The organism is Acidiluteibacter sp. (genome assembly GCF_055129545.1).
In genome coordinates, this window is record NZ_JBSRUB010000006.1 from 1 (window position 1) to 24,983 (window position 24,983).

Annotated in this window: 17 protein-coding genes; 5 read left to right on the forward strand and 12 right to left on the reverse strand. The window is 37.7% G+C overall.

What is annotated here, in order from left to right; translation table 11 throughout:
• From ACTB0X_RS02015 to rsmI, 4 genes are all read right to left on the reverse strand, one after another.
• The coding region (locus ACTB0X_RS02015) for an NAD-dependent epimerase/dehydratase family protein (protein ID WP_463023310.1) at positions 1-780 on the reverse strand (780 nt) is incomplete at its 3' end.
• Between the two features lie 91 nt (positions 781-871).
• Entirely contained in the window at positions 872-1,441 is a 570-nt protein-coding gene (locus tag ACTB0X_RS02020) for a Crp/Fnr family transcriptional regulator (RefSeq protein ID WP_463023311.1), read from the reverse strand.
• A gap of 568 nt (positions 1,442-2,009) precedes the next feature.
• The gene (locus ACTB0X_RS02025; protein ID WP_463023312.1) at positions 2,010-2,534 is read right to left on the reverse strand and encodes a hypothetical protein; all 525 of its coding nucleotides are present in this window, start codon (positions 2,532-2,534) and stop codon (positions 2,010-2,012) included.
• A gap of 264 nt (positions 2,535-2,798) precedes the next feature.
• Positions 2,799-3,470 (reverse strand): 16S rRNA (cytidine(1402)-2'-O)-methyltransferase, encoded by a 672-nt coding sequence (rsmI, locus tag ACTB0X_RS02030; protein WP_160631075.1) that lies wholly within the window; start codon positions 3,468-3,470, stop codon positions 2,799-2,801.
• Positions 3,471-4,008: 538 nt separating this feature from the next.
• Here rsmI and ACTB0X_RS02035 point away from each other — a divergent pair.
• Both ACTB0X_RS02035 and ACTB0X_RS02040 read left to right on the forward strand, forming a co-directional pair.
• Positions 4,009-4,773, forward strand: coding sequence for a glycosyltransferase family 2 protein (locus tag ACTB0X_RS02035; RefSeq protein WP_463023313.1), 765 nt, complete (start codon positions 4,009-4,011; stop codon positions 4,771-4,773).
• Positions 4,757-5,878 carry a glycosyltransferase family 4 protein gene (locus ACTB0X_RS02040; protein WP_463023314.1) on the forward strand — a complete coding sequence of 374 codons (1,122 nt, stop codon included), beginning with the start codon at positions 4,757-4,759 and terminating at the stop codon, positions 5,876-5,878. The genes ACTB0X_RS02035 and ACTB0X_RS02040 overlap by 17 nt, the downstream gene beginning before the upstream one ends.
• Here ACTB0X_RS02040 and ACTB0X_RS02045 read toward each other — a convergent pair.
• From ACTB0X_RS02045 to ACTB0X_RS02070, 6 genes are all read right to left on the reverse strand, one after another.
• A complete protein-coding gene (locus ACTB0X_RS02045) occupies positions 5,854-7,443 on the reverse strand; it encodes an O-antigen ligase family protein (RefSeq protein ID WP_463023315.1) in 1,590 nt (529 codons plus the stop codon). The genes ACTB0X_RS02040 and ACTB0X_RS02045 overlap by 25 nt on opposite strands.
• A 12-nt stretch (positions 7,444-7,455) precedes the next feature.
• Positions 7,456-9,120, reverse strand: a complete 1,665-nt coding sequence (locus ACTB0X_RS02050) for a S41 family peptidase (protein WP_463023316.1) — start codon at positions 9,118-9,120, stop codon at positions 7,456-7,458.
• 3 nt (positions 9,121-9,123) lie between these two features.
• Complete coding sequence (yidD, locus tag ACTB0X_RS02055; RefSeq protein ID WP_463023317.1) at positions 9,124-9,360, reverse strand: membrane protein insertion efficiency factor YidD; 237 nt, start codon at positions 9,358-9,360, stop codon at positions 9,124-9,126.
• Positions 9,353-9,742 (reverse strand): ribonuclease P protein component, encoded by a 390-nt coding sequence (rnpA, locus tag ACTB0X_RS02060; RefSeq protein ID WP_463023318.1) that lies wholly within the window; start codon positions 9,740-9,742, stop codon positions 9,353-9,355. Before rnpA ends, yidD begins: the two co-directional genes overlap by 8 nt.
• Positions 9,743-9,811: 69 nt before the next feature.
• Complete coding sequence (locus tag ACTB0X_RS02065) at positions 9,812-10,558, reverse strand: uroporphyrinogen-III synthase (protein WP_463023319.1); 747 nt, start codon at positions 10,556-10,558, stop codon at positions 9,812-9,814.
• Positions 10,559-10,606: 48 nt separating this feature from the next.
• Positions 10,607-11,596: a DUF4271 domain-containing protein gene (locus ACTB0X_RS02070; RefSeq protein WP_463023320.1), complete on the reverse strand. Its 990-nt coding sequence runs from the start codon at positions 11,594-11,596 to the stop codon at positions 10,607-10,609.
• A gap of 132 nt (positions 11,597-11,728) precedes the next feature.
• Between ACTB0X_RS02070 and ACTB0X_RS02075 the strand changes: the two genes are divergently transcribed.
• Positions 11,729-12,919, forward strand: a complete 1,191-nt coding sequence (locus ACTB0X_RS02075) for an acyl-CoA dehydrogenase family protein (protein WP_463023321.1) — start codon at positions 11,729-11,731, stop codon at positions 12,917-12,919.
• Positions 12,920-13,053: 134 nt separating this feature from the next.
• Here ACTB0X_RS02075 and ACTB0X_RS02080 read toward each other — a convergent pair whose 3' ends face one another.
• Together ACTB0X_RS02080 and ACTB0X_RS02085 are read right to left on the reverse strand one after the other, a co-directional pair.
• Positions 13,054-19,377, reverse strand: a complete 6,324-nt coding sequence (locus ACTB0X_RS02080; RefSeq protein ID WP_463023322.1) for a CUB domain-containing protein — start codon at positions 19,375-19,377, stop codon at positions 13,054-13,056.
• Positions 19,378-19,474: 97 nt separating this feature from the next.
• Entirely contained in the window at positions 19,475-20,281 is an 807-nt protein-coding gene (locus ACTB0X_RS02085; protein WP_463023323.1) for an XRE family transcriptional regulator, read from the reverse strand.
• A 105-nt stretch (positions 20,282-20,386) separates the two neighbouring features.
• On the opposite strand from ACTB0X_RS02085, the gene dinB reads away from it, so the two are divergent.
• Both dinB and ACTB0X_RS02095 read left to right on the forward strand, forming a co-directional pair.
• Positions 20,387-21,577 carry a DNA polymerase IV gene (gene dinB, locus ACTB0X_RS02090; protein WP_463023324.1) on the forward strand — a complete coding sequence of 397 codons (1,191 nt, stop codon included), beginning with the start codon at positions 20,387-20,389 and terminating at the stop codon, positions 21,575-21,577.
• A 3-nt stretch (positions 21,578-21,580) separates the two neighbouring features.
• Positions 21,581-24,544, forward strand: a complete 2,964-nt coding sequence (locus tag ACTB0X_RS02095; protein ID WP_463023325.1) for a DNA polymerase III subunit alpha — start codon at positions 21,581-21,583, stop codon at positions 24,542-24,544.
• Positions 24,545-24,983: the final 439 nt, after the last annotated feature.

Genomic DNA, 24,983 nt, shown 5'->3' on the forward strand with positions numbered 1-24,983 from the left:
GGTATGGCACTTACCGGTAGGAGAACCAATAACGACAAATGGAATGCTTGCAATATTTAATGAAAAATTGGGCAGCAATTTTTCATTAAATATTGCAAGCATTCCATTTGTCGTTATTGGTTCTCCTACCGGTAAGTGCCATACCTCACCATAGCAATCACCATTTAAAGCTAATTCCACTAGAGCTCGTCCATTATCAAGAACATTAGCATAGGTATGTTCTATCTCAGCTGACACCAGGGTCTGCGGACCTTTATTTTGTAACATTCGCTCCAAAAAAGAAATATAAAAGGGACTGTTTACTGCACCTTCTCCGTAAAAATCAGCAGAGCGTCCAATGAGTCCTTTAACCCTACCATCTCTTAAGGCTTTTATCATTATTTCAGAAGTTTGTTTGCGGGCTTTTCCTTTTCTTGAGGAAGGGCGTTGTGGTGATTTTTCATCAAAAGGGATTGACAGAGGTGAAGCATACATATAGACATTGTCTAGAAAGATCAGCTTAGCTTGAGCCTTTTCACAAGCGTCTATCACATTTTGCATGATCTGAGGCCATTGAGTTTCCCAAACCGCAGCGTTGTATGGAAGACCGATACAGAGATATACATAACTGCTGCCTGAAATGGCTTTTTCAGCATCATATTTAGAAAGTAAATCTGCTTGAACCCAGATAGGTTTTGTACTAACTTTTCTTATATGAAGTTGTCGAATTTCTAGTTCCTTTATTACTGCTTTGCCAATTGCCCCATTTGCTCCAAGTACAGTATGAATCTGATTTTTCATTTTTTCTATTTTTAATTGTGATTGCTATCATTTAATTACACTACAAAGATGGGGGGGATAAATGTCTAGCCCCTGAACAAATGTTAAGAAATCACTTTACACTATTTTTTCTTAATCTACTAAGGTGTTGAGGGGTAACTCCAAGAAAACTAGCCGTGTATTGTAATGGCACTTTTAGAATGATATCACCATTTTCTTTAATCATGTTTTCATACCGTTCTTGACCAGTTTTGGATTGAAGCATTGAGATTCGTCTTTCCAATAGAATAAATAGGTTTTCAGCAACAACTCTTCTCCAGATTTGAACTTTTGGAACCTCTTTAGATAACTTTTCCAAGTCTTCTCTATTAATCACCAGTAATTCAACATCCTCAACGGCTTCAATATTTTCTTTAGTTGGAGTTCGGGTTAAAAAACTGGTATAGGAAGAAATGAAGTTGTTTTCAGGCATAAAGAAACAACTGATTTCATTCCCGTCTTGGTCATTATAGAATATCCGTAAAATCCCTTTATTGATAAAAGCTATATGTTTACAATATTGACCTTCTTTAATCCATAATTCTCCTTTGGGTAAAGATTTAACTGTAAAATACTTTTCGATAGATAATTTTTCATCCTTCGTCAGATGGACTACTTGTTCTATTGTATCAGTTATTGCCATATTTGTTTTTTGCTGATGTTCGTTAAGCTACATGCGTCACAAAGTTAAAGATACATGAGTTACACTATTTTTTGATCAACTTTAATTGTATTTCATTCTCTTTTATTGATTTTCCGTCAACGAATCCTAAAAATACGTTTCTATAATATACTTCCCAAATACCATAGTTTCTGAGTCAAAAAAACTTATCATTATACGAACTTGAAGAGAGGAGAAAAGATTGTTGAGAAATCGTAAATTAAAAATCTGTATTGAAGTTAAAATGGAAGCGTTCCAAACCACCCCCTGAATTTGGTGTTTTTAACTGTAAAAGTTAGAGTTGGAGAAATTACAAAACACACAAAAACCCCGAATGACAGGGCTTTTGTAATGTAGCGAGAGGCGGACACGATCCGCCGACCTCCGGGTGTCAAAACCTGTTAGGTCTAATGTGGCAAATTTTACCTATTTCTCAAATCTACCATTACATCACCACCTTGACCTCACAATTTTTGGAATGGCCCTCTGATTAGGTTTGGAGGAACTCTGTAAGTGGGGTTGTGTGGGACCTCATCAAATTCTTCTAATCCTACACCCCACCAGAAGAGGCCCATCTAAAGCTTTCATATTTTTGAGCTGAGGAAGTGCCAATATTAGGTAAGATAGAGATTGGAAAGGTTTGGAGGTTTGTGAATGGGCCTGTTACAATTAGAATTGTGTCGTTTAAAGCACCGCCCAAAAATAAGGTGTCTTGATCAGTAAAAGGACGATCAACTATAAGTATTACCTTCTGGTTGACCACTGCGTTGTCATAAGCAATGAATTTTTTCTCAGTTTCATAGCTAGTACCAAAAAACAGTCTATTGCCTTTGTGAAAATCATATCCATTATAATTTTTATCCTTACCAACTTCAAGTCTAAAAAATCCACGATTATCAATTGTTACTTCACCTAAGAAATCTTTTTTTACGTTTTGAAATGATCGAATAGTAATGCCATAAACGTTAAGGGAGACAGATTCTATAGATGTTTGGCTACAATCCTTATAAAAATAACCTTCTACAGAAGAATTGTTTTCTTTCTCGCAACTGGTCAGAATTGTAAATCCCAGCATTATAAGAAGATAAGTTAGATTTTTCAAAATGCGTTGATGTATTTAAGTGTGGTAGCTTCGTTTTCTACTTATATTTTCAGTAAATAAATGCCTTTTAATCTGGGTGGTTAAAGGCTGTAATCTCTTTCAGATTCTGAGTTCGCTATCGTAGGAGTATAATCAATTGCCTCTTAATTTAACTTTTAAGAGACGTTTGTTTTATTAACGAAACTAAATATAAGAATATAAATAATTGAAATGCAGATTGAAAAGTAAAAACCCAACCTATTCCTTCCCACCAACCACCACTACAAACTCACCTTTACTTATGTGATCGGTGTAGTATTGCGCCAATTCCGTCAATGTTCCTCGGACCGTTTCTTCGTGCATTTTGGTTAATTCTCTAGAGACAGACGCTTTTCGTTCTGCACCAAAATATTCAGCCATTTGCGATAAAGATTTTACTATTCGATGAGTCGACTCATAAAATACAATCGTTCTTTCCTCTTCAGCAAGCTGAGTCAATCGGGTGTGACGGCCTTTTTTGTGCGGTAAAAATCCTTCGAAGCAAAATTTATCGCAAGGCAATCCAGAGTTTACTAAAGCAGGAACAAAAGCGGTCGCTCCTGGAAGTGTCTCCACTTCGATGTCTGCTTCAGCGCAAGCTCTTGTCAATAAAAAACCCGGATCAGAAATGCCAGGAGTTCCTGCATCAGTGATCAATGCAATGGTTTCTCCATTTTGCAAATGCTCGATTACTTTTTCTACTGCCTTGTGCTCATTGTGTTGGTGATGAGAAATCAATCTTTTTTGAATGCCATAGTGCTGCAATAAACGCGAAGAAGTTCGAGTGTCTTCGCACAAAATCGCGTCTACCTCGTTCAGAATTCTTACACTGCGGTAAGTCATGTCTTCCAAATTACCGATAGGCGTTGGCACCAAATACAATTTTCCCATGCTACGAAGTTAGTAAATAACCTTTTTTGTCCGATTAAAAATTTTGAATTGAAAACGAATGCTAATTTTGATGTTGTCCCTTGAATTTTTGTTTTTGGAAAATGAAATAAATTCTTATAGAAACCGGGAAGCTCCAATCTGTGATTGGAGATCACCCGGCTGAACTTAGGATTTATAAAATTTGGAGGAAATAAAAATTCAAAGGACGAGCTTTTTTTGTTTAGCTCACGACTTGTTTACTTTCGGGTGTTCGTGAACCTTCGGTTTCGTTTTTTAGTTTATGCTGAGCGTAGTCGAAGCAGACAAAAAAATGAAAAATCTAAAATAGGAAGCCTCTATTTAACATTAAATGAATTTTTTATTTTTAATGATTTGCGTATTGATTACAAGTTAGATATGTTTTAATATCTATTTTAACTCAATATTCTTTTATTTTTTGTCGGACAACAGCGATAAATAACCTTTTTTACCAACTTATTTGGGCCGATAAGATTCTACTTTCATGCATTAATTGTTATTTTGCTGTAAATTATTCTCCATGGCCATTCAACTTTCAGTAGTCATCATTACATTCAACGAGGAACGAAACATCGGTCGATGCATCGATTCTGTTTTGTCTATCGCTGATGAGGTATTGGTGGTGGATTCTTTTTCTACTGATCGTACGAAAGAAATTGCCACAGCAAAAGGAGCGCGATTTGTAGAGCATAAATTTGATGGACACATTGAGCAAAAAAACTGGGCAAAGTCAATGGCAAGCTTTGATTATGTCCTCTCCTTAGACGCCGATGAGGCCTTAACTCCTGAATTAACTGCATCCATTCAAAAAGCAAAAGACAGTTGGCAGTATGAAGCCTATGCCATGAATCGGTTGACCAATTACTGTGGCACTTGGGTGCATCATTCTAGTTGGTATCCGGATACAAAAACGCGTTTGTTTACGAAGCAATCAGGAGACTGGGGAGGTCAAAATCCACACGACAGATTCATTGTCAATAATGGCGTAAAGACAGGAAAACTAGAAGGAGACATCTTGCATTACTCTTATTACACGGTGGATGAACATCGCAAACAAATTGATAAATTTTCATCTATTTCGGCCAATATGATGTTTCAGAAAGGAACTTCAGGTGCTTCTTCTAAAATGTGGTACAAGCCCATTGCTCGATTCATTAAAATCTATTGGATTCACAAGGGTTTTTTAGATGGTAAAGCCGGATTTTCGATTGCCAGACTTTCGGCTTATGCTGTATATTTAAAGTATTTTAAATTGAATCAACTGAACCATGAAAAGCCAATTTAAAATCACCAAAGATCCGATGAAAATATTGCACATCTCTACTGCAAAAAGTTGGAGAGGTGGTGAACAGCAATTGGCCTATTTGTATGAAGAGCTCGATCAAAGAGGAGTTGAGCAGATTATTTTGTGTGTGAAGGGTTCCAAGATGGAAGCCTATTGCAGAGAAAGAGGTCATCAGTTTGTTAGTCAGGTGAAGCGGAGTGGGGTGGATCCATTTTTTGCCAAAAGAATCAAGAGTATTTGTAAGAAGATAGAAGTTGATTTGATTCATACGCATGATGCTCATGGGCACACTTATGCGATAATAGCAGCCGCACTCTGGAAAAACAAAACGCCAATTATTGTCAGCCGAAGAGTTGATTTTTCTGTTGGTAAAAGCAAAAGCTCATTTTATAAATACAACCATCAAAAAGTGGCTAAGATAGTTTGTGTTTCAGATAAAATCAAAGAAATTACTGCAAAAGACATAACTGATCAATCCAAATTAGTGACGGTACATTCTGGGATTGATTTGACTCGATTTGAAGGGACTCATGTACCTGGAAAATTGAAAAAGTTAATTGGCATCTCCGATAAATTCTTAATTGGAAATACATCAGCTTTGGCTGATCACAAAGATTATTTCACTTTTATTGATGCCGCAGTTAAGCTCAATCAGAAACGTCAAGACTGCCATTTTGTAGCCATAGGAAATGGCCCATTGGAGGAAGATATTAAAAGCTACGCAAGAGATAAAGAATTGACCAATATTTCATTTATAGGTTTTCGAGATGATGTTCCTGAAGTTTTAGGTGATTTAGATATCTTTTTCATCACTTCAAAGACTGAAGGTTTAGGCACCTCCATTTTGGATGCTTTTGCGCAAGGAGTTCCTGTGGTTGCCACTGCTGCTGGTGGAATTCCTGAAATTGTTCATCACGAAAAGAGTGGGTTGTTGTGCCCAACTTTTGATGCTGATTGTCTATCAACTCAACTAGATCGATTGTTGGATGATTCCACTCTTCAGCAGCAATTAATAGCAGGAGCAAGAGAAATATTGGCTACACATACCAAATCAGCTACAGCGGAGAAAACATTAGCGGTTTATTCGTCCGTTTTAGGCAGGTAGTTTCTCGAGAACAACAAGAAGGAATTAAAGAAGGCGAAGAACGTAACTCCTGCCTGTGTTTCCAAAGTGTCTTCGTTGATCATAGAAAGCATCGCAATAGCTATAAATACGAGGTAATAATAATCCTTTCGTTTCAAAGCAATCTTGATAGGATAGAACAATGAAAATAGAATAAAAACTATTCCGATCAATCCGAATGTCGCCCAAAAAGAAAGGTATTGATTGTGAGATCTCAATTGGAATGATTTATTCAATGCATAATCACTTTCTTCATAGTTTTTCTGAAATGATTTTTCAATGTCTCCAGTGCCCACTCCAATCCAGAAATTTTCTTCGATTAGTTTAATGGATTGCTTCCAGTAAACAATCCTTGATGCCACTGAATGTCCATTGGTTCCAAGGCCTTTTGAATAAGTGTCAAATTCCCAAATGATCTTGTCAATCCGAGAAATGTGCGGATGCTTCAAGTAGTTGATATTAGCCACTCCATTTTCAATTGCATTTACTTCTTCATCACTTAACTGCGCTATTGCAGTAGAATCCTTTAGAACACCTTTTGAAGTTAAAAAGCGAAGCAACGTAATGTGCATCGGATTGTTTCGTTTATCCTTTCCATGATATCTCAAAGCACTTCTATTGTTCCATTCTCGTTGGATTTCTTCATATGAAATATTCCGATAGACATAGTACCCATTCTCTTGATGCCTGTTTTCTGATGGTCTTGTATCGTTGTGAAAATAGTTTCCTCCAACGCTGTGAGAGAACATTTCCTGATTGGGAACTGGGCTAAACTGATAGACACTCACTCTCCAAATAATGATGGATAGAATGGAAATTGTAAAGGCTCCAATAAATCCCAATGATATATATCTTTTGATGGGATTGTTAATCCGCCATGCATAGAAAATAACTACAATTGGTAGAATGAGAGACATGATCACGATACCAGAAAATGACTCTAAGATGAATAGGAAGCCCATTAACCAAAAGCTTAGGATAAGGTAACCGATCTTCTTGTACTTTTTGTTTTTGTAGAATTTATACAATGAGAAGAAAAAGGCCAAACAAATCAACAGACTGAATCGGATGTGACTAATGTATACTGATAAGTCTCTTTTGTCATACAATTCGATGTTTTCCACTTTTAGATACTTGTAAAAACTCACCAAGGTGATTAGAGTTACAAATAAGATGAAAAGATCGATTAGCTGATTGAATGATTTTTTTGAAAATTGGATCGCACTTGAGAACACTATGGGCAAAAAAAGTAAGGGCAATTTAATCCTTAAATCTTTCATGGCATACTGAAAGTCAGTTGTCCAAAGAAGTCCGATGAGGTGAATGGCATATAGGATGAGGATGATATGAACCAACCTATTTGCTGCTAATTTTTGAAGTTTGACCTTAAAATTAAACTCTAAAATCCAATTGCCTAATAAGATGAACTGTCCCAAACTCATTAAAAAGTTTGACCAAGGTAATCCAGCCATCAACACCATTATTCCAAAGAAATAAAGCAGCTGATGATTCCAATATTTCCATCTAAAAAGACCTGTTTCCAACACGAAATTTGCGAATTAATTTTTTGTGTAAGTCCCTTTTAATATTCCAGTGTAGACTTCTTTGTTTCCAAGTATCTCTATTGCTTTAGAAACGGTTGGATCATTATTTAGTGAAGCTTGAATCCTTCCTTTTTGGAAATAATACCTAGAAATAATTTCGTTTTCAAGTATTTCTTTTATTTCTTCTTGGAATTTCATTAAATCACCACTTTTGTCCAAAACTAATTTTTCCTCCAAGCTTTTATATTCGTCATCCGCCAATTGAAAATACTTCTCTTTTGTAGCAATTTCTTTTAATTTCTTCAACTGTTTCTCTGTCTCAGTTTCATAGGTAACATTTTTATCGCTTAAGTAAGCTACAAATTTATTGTATTCTTGATCCGATAAATGAAACTGCTCGGCGGGAGCAATGCTTTCGTGAGTCAATTTATATTGAGTAGCGTAATCAAAAATGTGATACTTGGTAACCAATACTGCTGTAATATTACTCGCATCGCGTTCTTCTATTTTGATGTCAGGATTGATTCCTTTGCCATCATACACTGTTCTTTTATTGACCAATGTTTTAAAAGGAACGATTAAAGAATCAGCCATAATTGGGGCATCTCCATCTTTGTCTCTATGAGCATAGTCGATTTTCTGAATACAACGTCCACTCGGAATATAGTATTTAGCTACAGTTACTTTTAATTGTGCATTATAACTTAATCTTCTGGTTTGCTGAACCAATCCCTTTCCAAAAGTTCGGTCTCCTACAATAACGGCTCGATCTAAATCTTGTAATGCTCCTGATACGATTTCTGATGCAGATGCTGAATGGTCGTCTACTAATACTACAACGGGGATTTCTGTATCTATAGGAGCATTTAAAGTTCTATAGGTGGCGTCCCATTCACTAATTTTTCCTTTGGTCTGAACCACCATTGTCCCTTTGGGAACAAAAGCATTCACGATGTTGATTGATTCATTTAGCAATCCACCACCATTTCCTCTTAAGTCAAAAACAATGGATTGGGCATTGTTTTCTTTTTTTAGCTTATTCAAAGCATCTATTACTTGCTTAGAGGCCGTTTGTGTAAAACTCGTTAATCTGATGTAACCTACTTGATCATTAAGCATCCCTGCATAAGGAACATCATCAATTTTAATTTCTTTTCTGGTCAAATCAATGTTTAAATTACCTTTTGTGCCAGGACGTTCAATTAATAATTTAACAACAGTATTTGGCTGTCCTTTTAATGCATCGCTAATTTCGCTAGTGGATTTCCCGCTTACTTTTTTCCCGTCTACTTCTATTAGAATATCACCTGCTTTTAGGTTCGCATTGTATGCAGGAAAACCCTCGTATGGTTCAGAAATAACTACATGGTCACCATCTTTGTGAATCAAAGCCCCAATTCCACCATATTGGCCAGTAGTCATGAATTTAAAATCCTCAATTTGAGATTCTGGGATAAAGTTGGTATAGGGATCCAATGATTTTAACATGGCATCGATTCCAGTTTTCATCAATTCGCCTGGTTTCGTTTCGTCTACATAATAAGTGTTGACTTCTTTGTAAAGTGTGGCGAAAATATCTAAGTTCTTAGACAGTTCGAAATAATTGTCTACAAAACCAAATGATAGAAAGCCTGAAATGGCAACTGCGCCCGTAATGATGGCTATTTTAATCTTTTTCATGTGTTAGAATTTAAACTTTTTTGGAACTGGATCATATCCATGACCGCCCCAAGGGTTGCAACTGATTATTCGTTTGGACGATAAATAAAGACCTTTAAATACACCGTGTGTTTTGAAAGCCTCTACACTGTATTCTGAGCAAGTTGGGCTGTATCTGCAATTGGCCCCCAACATGGGAGAGATGGTGTATTGGTAAACACGGATAAGAACGATGAAAATTTTACTGAATAATCTATTCATATATCGTTATCAAACGGTTTAAAATTAGGATTATTTTAGAGGAGATTTCATTATATGGCAATGGCTTTGGGCCAATATAGATCAATGCAATTTTCACTTTAATTTCTTTGGTTTCTATTGCCTTGTATATTGATGACTTATGAAGTCTATATGCTTCTTTTGTTCGCCTTCGCAATACATTTCGATCTACCGCTTTTTTGTAAATTCGTTTGGGTACTGTCACTAAAACTCCAACTTCGCTTGAACTGTTTTCTGGTATTGGCTCACTTTTGTGAATTACCTTAAAAGGAAATTCTAGAAATGATTGTCCCGACTTGAAAAGGGTATCAATTTCCGTTCTGCTCGAGAGCCTCTCTTTCTTCTGGAATTTAAGTGATGACATAATGTGTAAAGAAACAAAAAAAGAGGCAAGTCTATGACCAGCCTCTTTTTATTATTACATGAAATAAAATTATTTCTTATTTGACTTTTTAATGTATTGTTCCAATGCCATTGTCATAGATGGTGCTTCAGGCTGCGGTGCTGCAATATTGATTTTCAATCCAGCATTTTCTGCAGCTTTTGCAGTTGTAGATCCAAAAACTGCAATTCGAGTGTCATTTTGCTTAAACTCTGGAAAGTTTTGAAACAAAGACTTGATTCCTGCTGGACTAAAGAAGACTAACACATCGTAGTTTACATCAGCTAAGTCAGACAAGTCACTGCATACCGTTTGGTAAAGAGTTGCGGAGGTATAATTAATGTTGTTCTTATCCAATAGTTCTGGAATGTCTGCTTTCAAAATGTCAGAACAAGGCAACAAATATTTTTCGCTCTTGTGTTTCTTAATCAACTCCATTAAGTCAGAAAATGTCTGTCTTCCATGAAAGATCTTTCTCTTTCGGTAGACTACATATTTTTGCAAATAATAAGCAGTTGACTCAGAAATACAGAAGTATTTCATAGTGTCAGGAACTGTAACTCTTAATTCTTCGCAAATTCTAAAAAAGTGGTCGACTGCATTTCTGCTCGTTAAAATGATAGCAGTGTGGTCTAAGATGTTGATTTTATCTTGTCTAAAATCTTTAGATGCGATACCTTCAACATGAATAAACGGTCTGAAATCTATCTTTACCTTGCATTTTTCTGATAAATCAAAATAAGGAGACTTGTCAGTATCCGGCTTTGGTTGAGAAACTAAAATAGTTTTTACTTTCAAGGGGATTAGGGTTTTGAGTTAATAAGGTATTGTTAATTAAAATTTTAGCTAAAAAAATAGCATTTTGGAAACAATTATTAACGGTAAAATTTCAAGGGTGCAAAGATACAAAAATAAATAAACGAAATTTACTTGGTTAGAGATTCCCACTTGTACCCCTCGAATGAGTCGAAACAATATCGAAAGGACAACAATAATGGAAGCAACACTCAATGCAGGAGCTTGATACTGTGTAGGTCCAAACGATGAAATCAGAACGCAAGGGAGTAACAAAAAGAGACTTCCTAGATTATAAAGTACAATATTGAATATAAACTCGTCTGCCGCTTGTTTAAATCCTAGGATTAATGACAACATTTTATGAATGAGAATCTTTATTCCATATATCGAAACTACTCCCAATCCAATTAAGATAAAAAATTGAAATGTATTCCATTGGTATTTAATTCCAACTAAATCTATGATTTGAAGAATTAAAAGTGAGCTGACACTTACATAAGCCAACAATAAGAATAAGTTAGCTCGATGAGTGTAAACTTTTTCATTTCTGGAGATTTGGATGGATCCATTTCTACTAAAGAACGAATTGAGGTATTCATTGAACCGCTTTCGGTTAAATGCTCGTGTGAAACCAATTAATGAAATAGCAAAAAGTATAACGTATAATTGAAAATCAAGATAAGCTGGTTGCTCATATTTTTTTCCAACCTTGTACAATTGATATTCTGTGATGTTTGTGGTGAAATTCATTAATGTATTTAATGAATCTAAATCGTATGTTTTATATTTATCGAAAGAGGTGGTAAATGAGCTATCAATTAACAGAGCGGAGGTTGTACTATCTATCCCAGATGTAGAGGTCGTATCTACTTCAATTGGCTTTATGGCTTGAATAGTTGTTTTTTTTACAACTTTCTTTGGCGTTTTCTTTACACTGTCTTTTTTGACTACAGTATTGATTGCACTATCAATTATCGGCTGTTGGATAATAAATGGTACAGCGACATTATTTGTGTCTATCAATTGCTGTGGAATCATCAAATCAAATTTTACACAAAATTAAGCCGATAAATTGAATGGATATCATCGAAAGTATTTTTATTCATAGTTTAAAGTAAACTCTTTCAACTTAGATTGGTTAATTTTGTCATACTATTCAAAATTTAAAATATGTCTACAGATAGATTTCAAGCTCCAGATTATTATCAATTAGATGAGCTTTATACCGACGAGCAAAAATTAATACGAGATACTGTTCGTGAATATGCTAAAACTCACATTAGTCCAATCATCGAAGATTTTGCTCAACGATCAGAATATCCAAAACAATTGATTCCTGGTTTAGCAGAAATTGGCGCTTTCGGGCCTTACATCCCTGAGCAATATGGTGGAGCAGGATTAGATCAAATTACTTATGGATTAATTATGCAAGAACTAGAACGTGTGGATTCTGGAATCCGTTCGGCTGCTTCAGTTCAAAGTTCGTTAGTGATGTATCCAATTTGGAAATATGGTTCGGAAGAGCAAAAAATGAAGTTCCTACCTAAATTAGCGAAGGGTGAAATGATTGGTTGTTTTGGACTAACTGAACCGGATCATGGCTCTAATCCAAGTGCAATGATTACTAATTTCAAAGACAACGGAGATCATTATTTGTTGAATGGAGCTAAAATGTGGATTACCAATTCACCAATAGCTGATGTTGCAGTAGTTTGGGCGAAGAGTGAAGAAGGTAGAATTCACGGGTTATTGGTAGAAAAAGGAATGGAAGGGTTTACTGCTCCGGAAACTAAAGGAAAATGGTCGTTGAGAGCTTCCATTACTGGAGAATTGGTTTTTGATAATGTTAAGATTCCTAAGGAGAATTTATTGCCAGGTCGATCTGGATTAGGTGCTCCATTGAGTTGTTTAGACTCTGCTCGTTATGGAATTGCTTGGGGTGCGATTGGTGCAGCAATGGATTGTTATGATTCAGCTTTGCGTTATTCCAAAGAAAGAATTCAATTCGATCGTCCAATTGCTTCTTTTCAATTGGTTCAAAAGAAATTAGCAGAAATGATTACTGAAATCACTAAAGCTCAATTGTTGACATGGAGATTAGGAGTGTTAAGAGATCAAGGTAAAGCGACAACTGCTCAAATATCAATGGCAAAAAGAAACAATGTGGATATGGCCTTGAAAATCGCTCGTGAAGCCCGTCAAATTCATGGTGGAATGGGAATTACAGGTGAGTATTCTATTATGCGTCACATGATGAATTTGGAGTCTGTTGTCACCTATGAAGGAACTCATGACATTCATTTATTGATTACCGGAATGGACATCACAGGAATCCCTTCTTTTAGAAATGACGGAAAGTAGTTCGAATAGTAATAATATAAGGAAGCCCTCTATCAGAAAATGATTGAGGGCTTTTTTGTGCCATATTGTTTCAAAAAAAGCGCCCAACTCTCATTGAAAGTTGGACGCTTTAGTGGTTATATAATTTTTTTGTTTTAAAACGATTCTATTAGGGATACTCGTTTCACAACTCTATCTTTTCCATTTTCGATAATTACGAAATAAATTCCACTGACCATTCCGGATAGATTAAGGCTGATTTTACTAGAAGACAATGATTGAAGGTTTGCATTTATACTTGCTCCCATAATGTTAGTTACTCTTACATTGTAATCATTGATGTTCATGTTGCGATCAACTTCAATATTAACTAAACCCATTGTTGGGTTAGGATAAACTTTCATTCCTTCCGCAATACTGCTTTCCATGATGCCAATAGTTTGCAAACTATCTTGTGTTACAATCACAGTTTTAGTTAAAGAACCAGCTGCAGTAACATATAGTGTGTCAGATCTTGGGGCTCCTTGATTAGCAGATAATGCTTTTAAAGTAATTTGAGCAGTATAAGACCCTTTGCTAGGGGTGATCTGTAGCCAATTAGAAGTTCCTGTGATGGACCAATTTGTACTATTTCCAAGAACGCTGAAAGTATTCATACTTGCTGAATCTCCTGCTAAGCGCACTACCGTTTTACTAACATCTAAAGTAGATAATGTACCCAATTGAACTACGTGAACTATTTTACTTGGCAATCCTGCTGAACTAATTGTTAAGTTACCTGAACGGGCAGCAGTAGATAGGTTTGCACTTCCTGCTTGAATTGTAATTCGAGCATCGTTTGTTCCAGTTTTAGGACCCATCAATAACCATGTCAGATTTTCTTGAATCGTCCAACTTACATTGGCCAATACATCAAAAGCATTGGTGCTTCCTTGCAATTGAGCTAATAAGATTGTATCAACTGATGCACTCAAATAAGGGGAACTGCCGTCTATTTGATTGATCACAATATCTTGTGGAGTAACACCTGGTGTCGTTGAGCTTGCTGTTACGGTAGCAGTTCTGGTCACTCCTGTATTGTTTACAGAATTCGCAGTTACAGATATCGTTGCATTATTTGATCCCGTCGTAGGGTTCATTGTCAACCACGTTGGTACGCCACTAAAACTCCAATTTACGTTAGATGATACATCAAAGAAGTCATTACTTCCATTAGGAGGAGCTAGAGTTATGATACTTTTAGACAAAGATAAGTTAGGAGAAAAGCCATCAAGTTGTATAATCTCTACAGAATCTTTAATGGTTCCATCTGTGGCATAAATCCATGTGCTTCTGGGCGCTCCAGTTGTGTTAGCGGATAAGGAAGTTAGTGTTAACGAAGATATATTGCTTCCCGATAATGGAGATACGCTCAACCAAGAAGCCGAATTGGTTATAGTCCAATTTACATTACTTGATAATAATACATTGTTGGTACTTCCATTCGTAAATGCCAATGAAATAGGTCCAGGTTGAAAATCAATATAAGGGCCTACAGCATTTTGAGTTACAAAAACGGTATCAAATAATGTACTTGAAACATCATTAAATACTACGAATTCGTTTCTAGCAGCTCCAGTGTTTGCAGTGTTCGCTTCAATTGTAACTGTAGTGTTTCCTACTCCAAAGTTTTGTGAAACTGATAACCATCCGGCTGATGGGGTGGCTATCCATGCTGTGTTAGAAGTTACAGTTGCCGTAGCATTGCTGTTTGCCGGAGCATTCAATGTCATATTTCTAGGGCTAACAGACAATGTAGAAGAGGTTCCGCCAGCTTGCACTACGATTAGTGAATCGTAATCTCCATTGGGTGCAGTACAAAGTACTTTTCCGAGCCTAGTCGTACCAGTGTTTGCGCTGAGCGCTAATACATTTGACGTTTGATTTCCACTCCCATTTACATTAGCAACTACTAACCAAGCTGCGTTATCTGTGATGGTCCAAGAGTTTGATGTTACAATATTAAATGTTCCATTTGCTCCTGCATTTGCTGTCAAGAATACCGTGTCAGGATTCATTACGATACCGCTAGGTGTTGGAGTAGTATAGTTAGCATTCCATCCTGTACCTGAAATGGTGTTATTGTCTGATGAAAAGTGAACCAACATACTTCCACCTGTACTTGTCACTGACGGAGGTATACTATTACCTGAGAAAACACCTAAGGAAGGCGCTGCAGAAGTGCTACCGTCAAATACTTCAACAAAGTCATTTGTTGTTTCTGTTGCAAATGCTGTGAAGTTTAAAGTAATCGGTTGTGCTCCAGATGTAGGTTGAATCAACCAATTACAATCTGCATTGTCTCCATAATTTTGATTTCCACTTCCGTCTGTAAAAGTTCCTGAGTTAGCGGTCAATGTTTGAGTTCCATTACAGAACCCACCCCCTATTGTGCGGTAAGAAGCATCCCATCCTGCATCATTTACAGAAATATCAGAAATGAATGTAACTAACATAGCTCCGCCTGAACTTGTAATAACTCCCGGATTTGTACTTCCAGAAAATGCTCCTAACAGAGTTGCTCCGGTAGTTATTCCATTGTAAACTCTCACTACGTCCCATCCTTGCTCTGTTGCAAAATTGCTGAAGGTTAACTCTATTGGTTGGCCATTGGCAGGTTGGATTAACCACTGACAATTAGAATTGTCGCCGTAGTTTTGAGTTCCACTACCATCTGAGAATGTGCCTGTGTTGGTTGTTAAATTCGTGGTACCATTACAAAATGTAGCTCCTCCACCTGTGGTAGAAGTATAGCTAATTTCCCAACCTTGTAGATTAAAATTAGCATCAGTATTAAACTCTACGAATACGCTACCACCAGTAGAGGTAACACTTGGTGGAGTTGCAAACCCACTGTATGTACCTAATATTGGAGAGCTATTGTTAGGGCCATCATAAAGGGTTACAACATCCGCATTAAACTGTGTGTTTAATCGGTTAAAATTAACTGTAATCGTATTTGCTCCTGTCGACGGTTGAATTAGCCAAGAACAATTTAAATTGTCTGAATAGTTGGCTGTTGTGGCACTACCATCTGTAAAGGTGCCAAAGTTAGCTGTTAAATTAGTTAAACCACTGCAAGTGCTTGTTGAACTAACTGTATTGTAAGTAGCGTCCCATCCATCATCTGTACCTGAACCATTTGACGTGAACTTTACCAACATTGAATTTCCTGTGCTGGTTATAGAGGGTGGAATACCGCTTCCTGTGTATGTGCCTATAATAGGAGATGCAGTTGTGGGACCATTATATACTCTAACAAAATCTAAAGTGTTCTGTATTTTAAAGCTAGTGAAGTTTAACCTTACATTCAAGCCGTTTGTGGGCTGAATCAGCCAAGAGCAGTCCGTATTGTTATTGTATGAACTGCTTCCGCTACCATCAGAGAATGAACCTGAATTAGCCGTTAGATTAGTAGTACCACCACAAAAAGCTGTCGAACCTACTGAGGTATAATTAATGGTCCATCCATTATCATTGATACTTGCATCGGTAGTAAATTCAACGTAAAGGCTACCTGAGGTTCCAGTTACCGCAGCAGGTATTGTTGATCCGCTATACGTTCCTAATAACGTACCCGCGCTCGTTGTCCCGTCATAAATTTTAACAACATCATTCGTAGCTTGTGTGGCTAAAAGCGTAAATGTTGCAGTAATTGAAGTTGCTCCAATTGGTTGGATTAACCAAGAGCAATTTAAATTGTCTGAATAATTTCCACTTGTGCTGCCGTCTGAAAGTGTACCTGATGGAGCAGTTAATGTGCTCTGACCACCACAAGTAGCAGGTGGGGTTACGGTGATGTAATCGGCTGCCCATCCTTGTCTTGTTATATTATTGTTAGTTGTAAATTTCACTAAAAGGGTATTTCCTGTACTATTAATAGCTGGAATGCTGGTTGAAAAGCCTGAAATAGTTCTTAATAATGGAGATGCCGTAGTTGGCCCATCGTAAACTTTTACTTCATCAAACCCTGTTTGTGTATTAAAACGGTTGAAAGTTAATTGAATATTTTGACCATTGGTTGGCTGAATTAACCATGAGCAGTCGACGTTGTCGCTATAGTTGCTAAATTGTGCACTCCCATCAGTAAAGCTTCCTATATTTCCAGTAAGGTTTGTGGTGCCGTTGCATGATTTTGGAGGTCCTACTGTTGTACTGTAATTTAAAGTCCATCCTTGATCTACTACACTTCCATCCGTTATAAATTGCACAAACATATTCCCTGAATTGGCTACAATTGAATTTGGAGGTCTGGTTGTTCCACTGTAGGTTCCAATTATTGGAGAAGTTGCTGTCGCCCCATTTCTTATGACTATTCTGTCCGAGTTGGCTTGTGTTGCAAATTGCCCTTGAAAATTTGCCGTAATTGCTGTTGCTCCTGCAGGTTGTATTAACCATTCACAAGCTAAATTATTGGTGTAATTATTTGCGCCACTTCCATCATCAAAAGAGGCGTTAAGTGCGGTCAAGGTGGTTAGTCCGCTACAAGAAGGAAGATTAGATGTTGTGGTATAGTTGGCATGCCATCCTCCTGCATTTGTTGCTCCATCCGTTTTAAACGTAATAAAGAGACTACCACCAGTTGATGTAAAGTTTGGTGGGGTTGTGTTTCCACTGTATGAGGCTACTCTTGGTGCAGCAGCTGAAGCGCCATCATAAATAGTTACAGAATCTCCCGGAGATTGAGTGTCAAAGAATCCTGGTAAAAAACTTAATGTAATCGATGTCGCACCTGTTGGTTGTATCAACCATGAGCAATCTTGATTGTCGTCATAGTTGGCTAAAAATCCACTTCCGTCATCAAAAGATCCTGTTGGTGTTGTAAATGTTGTTAATCCTGTGCAAGTAGCTGCAGCGGCAGCAGCTCCTAAGTCAAAGGTTACTGTAGTTCCTGATTCAGCTATATTTCTAACAATTAATCCTGTGCTAGTGTTATTCTGTAGTTTAGAGTTGGGGTTTGATGAGTCATTAAAGTTCGTATTGTTAGAAGTTCCTGGGTGTAAGTCACCGCCATCACCTCTATTGGTTTCATTGTCCAACCCGTTTAGTCCATCTGCTTCTTCAAGATCTACAAGTTTGTTAGTCTCGTCTCGATTGCTAGTTCTACTGGTGTTGATGTGCCAAATGGCTAATCCATGGCCAGGTAATTCTAAATCACGTCCTACTTTTTGTCTATTCTCTAATAAAAAGTATTCAGAAGGATTTGATGTGGTGATTTTATAAATGTCATTTTGAGTAGTGCTTGCCGGGTTAATACTGAAACTTCCAGTTGCATTGCTCGCTAGAACTGTTGGCGTAATCCAACCTAACTCTTCTTTGGCCCAAGCGCAAAAACCACCTGGTCGGTGCTCTCCGCCCAACCAAGTTCCACCTGCCATTAATCCCCAGTTGCCAATTCCTTCAGAATCACCATTACTTGGATCTGTATCGTATAAATCTGGCAAGCCTAAATTGTGACCAAATTCGTGCGCAAAAACACCAATTCCGACTAATCTTGGTACGGCTAAAGATCCTCTCGTCTCTGGATTAATCATGTAATCATTGATGGTTTTTCCATCATAAGTTACGGATCCGCCGCCTGGCACACTACTTCCTCCATTCAATACCCATCTGTGTGACCAAACATATCGATCTCTATTCAGTGCAGTCGCTTCAGCTCCAGGACCTGAATGAACCACTAAAATTCCATCTACACTACCATCGTTATTATTGTCGTAGTTGGCAAAATTTGCTCCTCCTAGTTCTGCTGCATCTACTGCTTCTCTAGCCAATTTTGCTGCTCTCGGATCTCCGGCACTATCGGAATAGTATTTATGCCCATTTTGTGCCATGTACCATCCCATAACGTCTACATTGATGGTGAGTTGGCCAAATGAGGATTGAGCATAATAGCTTTTAAAGCTTCCATCACCGTTTCTGTGGTTTGGACTAATTAATAAACTATCTAAATCCGCTTTTGGATAGGTGCTTGGTAAGTCTGGATATTCGATTAGTATTGCTAAAACATTGATTGTTCCTGTGGAAGGAAATGTTTTGTTGGATGATGGTGTGTAGTTTAATGGACCATTCTTAATATTCTGAATGACTGGCTGTAATGATTTTGAAATTGCATTGACAATAGCCATCTCGCTAGCCAATCTATCTTGTGGGTTGTGTGCCAATATTCCTGTACCGACTAAATCGTTGCCCACTTTTGTTGCATATTGAAGGGCATTATTTACCGACACCACTGTATAACCATCTGCTGTTTCTGTCCAGTGATGATTCATATTTCCCTTTAAAACTACGGTTACCGTTTTGCCATCGGGTTGCAATACATCCATCGGAATATTTGATGAAATGCAGTTGCTTGGACCGTTGTAGTGCTCGTGTGATGATTGTGCATATAGTGATGAAAGGCTTATCAATGCGGATAAGCAAAGTGTAAATAGTTGTTTCATAATATCGTACGTTATGTCCGTGTAGACGTTTTTAGTGCGCGTTAAGTTGCCTTAACGGCTCTAAATTACCGAATTATTATTTTTTAACAACTATTTTTTACTGCTTTTCTCTCAGGGTGTTTTTAATTTCTATCAATTCCTTTTGTAATTCCAATACACTATTGCCTAAATGGTCTCTACTGAGGTTGGGTTCTGGCATTTCTGAACTAATGTAATTCACAAATTTCCACATTTCAACAATCTCATTCACATGAATTTCATACGGCTTGTATTCTGGGTTGGTGGAACAAAGTAGCAGCGTTTGGTTTTTGTGAACTTGGTTGTATACCACTTTAAAAACCACTCCATCATCTTGTGTTACCACAATATATGGATAACCATTTTTGATCAATTCCCAGTTTTGTAAAAACTCTCCAGTTACCCAAGATTTATCAGAAACTGGCGGCATGGAATCTCCACTGATTTGAAAGGTGCGGTATTTTCTATTTTTCGTTAAAAATGGCAACTGAAAAGTAGGTAGAACTTTGATAAAATCGGGATCTGAAAATCCTGTGGTGTATCCAGCTTTTGCTTTTACAGGAACCAACTCAATATTTTCTTCATTCTCGCTATTTACTGTTGTCGCTAATACTCGCAATTTACTTCCAGTAATGTCAATGTCAAATCCTTTTTCTAGTTGACTCATGTACATCTCTGAAACGCGGTTCAGATCGAGCTTCAATAGCTTGTCAGTGCTGATTTTAAAGTATTCTGAAAAAGCCAAGAGAGTCTCGAAGTTAGGCTCTGATGTTCCTAATTCATAGCCACTTAATGATGATCTTTTGATGTCTACCGCTTGTGCGATGTCTTCTTGTGATCGTTTTCTTCTCTTTCTGAGTAATTTAATATTTGAACCAAAATACATGTGTTAAAAATTAGGAGTTGATAAATTATTTTGACTAAATTATTGACGAAATATTGACGTTAATATTGTCAAAAATAGTAAAAATAATTAAATCAACAAATAAAAATGCACGCAAGAGAAGTAGATCGAAATATTGTGCACCTAGATTTGGATTCCTTTTTTGTATCGGTGGAGGTGTTGCAAAATTCCGAACTCAAGGGGAAACCATTGTTAATTGGCGGAAGTGGAAATAGAGGGGTAGTGGCTTCATGTAGTTATGAGGCCCGAAAATATGGAATTCATTCGGCCATGCCGATGAAAATGGCGAGGCGGCTGTGTCCTCACGCTATTATATTGGGAGGGGATTCAGAGCGGTACAGTTATTATTCTAAAATGGTGACAGAGGTTGTGGCAGAAGCGGTTCCGATGTATGAAAAGTCATCCATTGATGAGTTTTATGTGGACCTCACTGGAATGGATCGATTTTTTGGAGCTTATCAATTGGCCACAGAATTGCGACAGCGAATTATTCGAGAAACTGGATTGCCGATTTCCTTTGGTTTTTCCATCAATAAGACGGTTTCCAAAGTGGCTACTAATGAATCCAAACCGAACGGACAGCTACAAGTTTTTAGGGGAACTGAAAAAGGTTTTCTATCGCCACTTACGGTGAATAAAATCCCTCAAGTAGGCGCTAAAACATATCATTTATTGAGAAATATGGGCGTGGAACGAGTACTCACTTTACAGCAAATGCCGGTGGAGTTATTGGAAAATGTATTGGGAAAAAGTGGTCATTCTATATGGATGAAAGCTCAGGGGATTGACCACTCTCCGGTGATTCCTTATTCGGAGAAAAAATCAATTTCTGCTGAACGAACATTCACAACTGATACAACGGATATGGCGTTGCTGAACAGCACACTCATCGCCATGACAGAAAAATTAGCCTACAAATTACGAACCAAGGAAAAGTTGACTGCTTGCGTAACTGTAAAGGTGCGCTATTCCGATTTTGATACACAAACCACACAAAAGGCCATTCCTTATACCGCTAATGACGATGAGTTGATTGCAATAGTAAAGGAGTTGTTTTTGAAATTGTATCAACGACGAGTGTTGCTTCGGCTGGTTGGAGTGCGCTTTAGTCATTTAGTAAATGGAGGGTATCAGATTAATTTATTTTCAGACACATCGGAGCAGATTAATCTGTATCAAGCCATTGATCGGATGAAAAAACGTTTTGGAGACGGTTCGCTGACTCGGGCCGTGGCGCTGGGAATAAAGCAGTATGATGTACCAAGTTTTAAAGGGTAGAGAATGCTTCTAAACAACCACACTTATTTCAGTTTCAAATACGGTACGCTTGCGCCTAAACAATTAGTGGAGCTTTCTGCTGTTTTGGGTTATCAACAAGTGGTGATAACGGATATTAACAATACTTCTGCCTGTTTGGATGTGGTTCGATTGGCAAATAAAGCTGGACTAAAACCCAGTGTAGGAATTGATTTTAGAAATGGAGTAGGACAACAGTTTGTGGGATTAGCACAGAACAATGAAGGCTTCTTAACATTGAATCGATTCCTGAGTCAGCACCTTCATTTGCAAAAAGCATTTAGTTGTCGAGCTCCAGAAATGAAGGACGTGATGATTATTTACCCATTTGCTGTTGCAGACTACGATTGGGAATTGGCAGATCATGAATGGATTGGAGTAAAAGTGTCTGAGTTAACCCGTTTACCTTTTTCCAAGTGGAAAAATCGACAGGATAAGATGGTGATTCTGCAAACAGCGACGTTTCAGAATAAGCGCGATTTTAATACGCATCGATTATTGAGAGCCATTGATAATAATAAGTTGTTGAGTCAATTGCCGAAATCTGAAGAAGGAAGTTTGGAGCAAATTTTTCTATCAAAAGAGGACTTAATTAAAACATTCGATGGATTTCCAAAAATTATTGAGAATACCCAAAAGGTATTAGATAGCTGTAGTATTCATTTCAATTATAAAGGAACAAATAAGAGCAATACCATTCATGAAAATAAGCAACTGTTTGGAAACTCGGCAGACGAAGATGTGGCGCTGCTCCGAAAGCTGTGCTATGACAATTTGAAGTTGCGTTATCCAACTCCTTCTGCTATAGTGTTTGAAAGAGTAGAAAAGGAGTTAAAGGTAATTCAAGAGCAGCGTTTTGCGACTTATTTTTTGATCAATTGGGACATGCTTCGTTATGCTCGAGAAAAAGGTTATTTCTATGTTGGGCGTGGGAGTGGAGCAAATAGTATTGTGGCGTATTGTTTATTGATTACCGATGTGGATCCCATTGAATTGGATTTGTATTTCGAACGATTCATTAATCCTTTCCGAGAAAATCCACCTGACTTTGACATTGATTTTTCGTGGAAAGATAGAAATGATGTGACGCGATATTTGTTTGATAAATATGGATTGGAGCACACGGCGTTGGTAGCGACCTATTCTACTTTTCAGCAACGAGCAGTTATTCGAGAATTGGGGAAAGTGTTTGGGCTGCCTAAGAATGAGATAGATCGTTTTGCAGAAGAACCGTCAACTTCTACAAAGTTAGACGATATTCAGCGGCTCATTTATCGCTATGCGGCCTACTTGCATGGATTTCCATCTCATTTAAGTGTGCATGCAGGAGGAATCTTAATTGCAGAACGACCGATTCATTATTTTTCAGCGACTTCATTGCCGCCCAAAGGTTTTCCGATTACGCATTACTCTATGTTGGAGGCTGAAGATGCAGGTTTGTACAAATTCGATGTACTGAGTCAGCGTGGGCTTGGACACATTCGAGATGCTGCAGAAATGGTGGAACAGCGACATGGAATTGCGTTGGACATTCATGATGTGAAGCGTTTTAAAGAAGATGAAAAAGTAAAGGCGCTTTTGAGAGAAGGGCAAACGATGGGCTGCTTTTATGTGGAGTCGCCTGCCATGCGGATGTTGCTCCGAAAGTTGAGAGTCGATCATTATTTGGGGTTGGTCGCGGCGAGTTCTATCATTCGGCCTGGAGTAGCGAAGTCGGGGATGATGCGGGAATACATTCTGCGATTCAATAATATGCCGCGGGAAAAACCGACGCATCCTATTTTGGAAGAGTTGATGAAAGAAACCTTTGGCGTAATGGTATATCAAGAAGATGTGATAAAAGTAGCGCATCAATTTGCTGGGTTAACACTAGGAGAAGCCGATATGCTTCGACGAGGAATGTCTGGAAAGTTTCGTTCACGAGAAGAGTTTCAAAAAGTAAAAGATCAGTTTTATACCAATTGTGCCACCAAAGGATATCCATCAACTACCATTAATGAGGTGTGGTTACAGATAGAAAGTTTCGCTGGTTATGCTTTTTCTAAAGGACATTCGGCGTCTTATGCGGTGGAGAGTTACCAGAGTTTGTATTTGAAGGCGTATTTTCCACATGAGTTTATTGTAGGAGTAATCAATAATTTCGGTGGATTTTATTCGCGAGAAGCTTATTTTCAGGAAGCTCGCCGACAAGGAGCGATTATTCATGGTCCATGTGTCAATCAAAGTGATTATTTGACTACGCTGCATAAAGAGAAAGACATTTACATGGGATTCATTCACATGACGGATTTTGAAGAGCGAGTAGCCAATCGAATGGTGAGTGAACGAAATGAAAATGGAGATTACCTCGATTTAAAAGATTTCGTTACTCGCTTGAGTATTTCGGTGGAGCAGTTGCGCATTTTGATTCGGATTGGTGCGTTTCGTTTTTCTGGCAAAACACGACAAGCATTATTGTGGGAAGTTCATCAGTTATTGGGAACGGCTAAAAAGTCTCAACCAAAACGGGATTTGTTTGGACCCACTGTAAAGGAATTTCAATTACCGAGATTGGATCAAAATCCGTTGTTAGAAGTTCTCGATCAGCGATTAATTTTAGGATTTCCATTGTGCTCTCCTTTTGAATTGGTGAAGAAGATGCCGGATGGGCTGACTTTCGTGAATCAGTTGAATGGTATCGTTGGAAAGAAAGTACGTATGGTGGGTTATTTGGTCACCATAAAAAATACACGGACGTCGAGCCGGAAAACGATGCAGTTTGGAACTTTCGTTGATGCCAATGGCGATTGGATAGATACGGTTCATTTTCCACCAGTGGCAGCTCGTTACCCATTTAGAGGAAAAGGCTGTTATTTGATAGAAGGAAAAACGGTAGAAGAGTTTGGTTACGTTACCGTAGAAGTGACGTATTTGCAAAAACTAGATGACTTGCAGGTGGAGGATGTGTAGACTAAACCCAGAAATTGTGGACTGGCTTTTCTAGCGTCCAACCTGGGCAATCGCATTTTTTCTTGGATTTGTTTTTCATGCGTTTGTGCAATCCATTGGTGCTTTTGCAACCGCTTAAGCCCAAGCTGGCAATTAAAATGAGTCCGAAAGAGAATTTTAAAAATCGCATACCACAAAGATGATTAAACTTTTTGGGAAAATGGAAAGAGAATAGAATTAGTCTGTGGAAATAGAAAATCGCTTGTTGTTTTAAAATGTCACCCCGATGGGGCTATAATCAGATCGATACAATGTTTTTACTAAGATTTGTCCCCTACAGGGCCACTTATATCAATGCTAATGATGCGCCGCCCTGTTGGATTGAAATTTGGTTTGAGCTCTTTAGCTCCGTAGGAGTGAAATTTTAATAGAAAATATATCAATAGATATAGAAGCAAGC